Annotated in this window: 3 protein-coding genes; all 3 read left to right on the top strand. The window is 68.2% G+C overall.

Annotated features, from left to right (window positions below; all coding sequences use genetic code 11):
* Positions 1-254 (top strand): phosphopantetheine-binding protein (locus tag ASC93_RS00575; protein WP_229412499.1); only part of this gene is annotated, 254 nt, incomplete at its 5' end.
* An 11-nt stretch (positions 255-265) separates the two neighbouring features.
* On the top strand, positions 266-475 hold the full coding sequence (locus ASC93_RS00580) for an MbtH family NRPS accessory protein (protein ID WP_056435430.1): 210 nt from the start codon (positions 266-268) through the stop codon (positions 473-475).
* A gap of 21 nt (positions 476-496) precedes the next feature.
* Positions 497-1,455: HlyD family secretion protein (locus ASC93_RS00585; protein WP_229412504.1), on the top strand; the 959-nt coding region annotated here is incomplete at its 3' end.

Here is a 1,455-nt window from a genome sequence, read left to right on the forward strand (position 1 = left end):
GCCGCGGCGACGACGGCTATGCCGCGCCGCGCACGCCGCGGGAGGAGCGCTTCTGCGCCGTCTGGTGCGAGGTGCTGGGACTGCCGCAGGTCGGCATCCACGACAACTTCTTCGCCATCGGCGGCCATTCGCTGCTGGCCGTGAAGCTGCTCGCGGTGCTGGACGGCGGCCCGGACCGCGTCGCCCTGAGCATCAAGGACCTTTACCTTTACCCCACCGTCGCCGAACTGGCGCACCACACAACAGCCGATTGAAGGACACCGCAATGAGCTCCGATAACACCAGTGAAGTACTGTACCGCGTCGTGATCAACCAGGAAGGCCAGTATTCGATCTGGCCCGCCGGCCGCGACGTTCCGTCCGGCTGGACCGCCGCCGGCGAGCCGGACACCCGCGCGAACTGCCTGGCCCGGATCGAGGACGAGTGGACCGACATGCGTCCGCTGTCCCTGCGCGCCGCCGCCAACCTGCACTAGGCCGACGACGAGGAAGTACGCATGAAGCAGGCAGTAACAACGGTATTCAAGAAAGCCCGCCTGGCATTGGCGCTGGCCGGTTGCGCCGCCGCCGTCGCCGGCATCGCCTGGTGGGAGACGCAGCAGGCCGACACCATCCGCACCGACAACGCCTTCGTGTTCGGCCACGTGACCCGTCTCGTCAGCCCGACCAACGGCGCCGTCGACGAACTCGCGCTCACGCCGCACGCCGCTGCCAGCCGCGACGCCGTGGCGTTCATCCTGAACAAACCCGAATACGAGCTCGCGATCACCAAGGCGTCGACGCAGCTGCGGGCCGCGCTGCGCGACGAACTGCTGCGATGCTCGTCGCGCCAGGCCACGCGCTATCGCATCGAGCAGGCGGACGTCGCGCTCGACCGCTCGCATACCCTGCTGGAACAGGCGAGCAACCTGGTCAGCAACGCCTACCTGCCGAAAGACGCGCTGCTCGAACGCCAGTCCAGTGAAAAGCAGGCGTTATTGAACCAGAAGCTGGCCCAGCTCGAAGGCGCCAACGTCGACTACCAGCTGGTCGCGCCGCTGACCATGCGTTCCAACGTCGCCGCGGCGATCCAGGCATTGAGCGCGGCCCTGGCGACCAAGCAGCGCTCCACGCTGCGCCTCGACGACGACGCCTACATCTACGACGTGTTCGTGACCCGCGGCCAGTCGATCTCGGAAGGCACGCTGCTGGCCACGATGGTCCCGGCGGGCCCCGTCGAAGTGCAGGCGAACGTGCTCGAATCGCAGTATCGCCAGGTCCGCATCGGCCAGCCCGTTGACGTGCGCTTCGATGCCGCGCCCGGACAGAAGGCCTACCACGGCCGCGTCAGCGCGCTCGTGCCGGCCGTGGCGGCCGCCTTCTCGCCGGTCCCGCGCGCCAACACCGACTCGAACTGGATCAAGGTCAGCCAGCGCGTGCCCGTCATCATCACGCTCGACGAGACGCTGGCGGCGGG

Origin of the sequence: Massilia sp. Root335, from assembly GCF_001425685.1 — a bacterium.
In the GTDB taxonomy this organism is placed as follows: domain Bacteria; phylum Pseudomonadota; class Gammaproteobacteria; order Burkholderiales; family Burkholderiaceae_D; genus Telluria; species Telluria luteola.

Coding starts and splice junctions, on each gene's coding strand:
- ASC93_RS00580 (WP_056435430.1), top strand. CDS start 266: ATGAGCTCCGATAACACCAGTGAAGTACTGTACCGCGTCGTGATCAAC.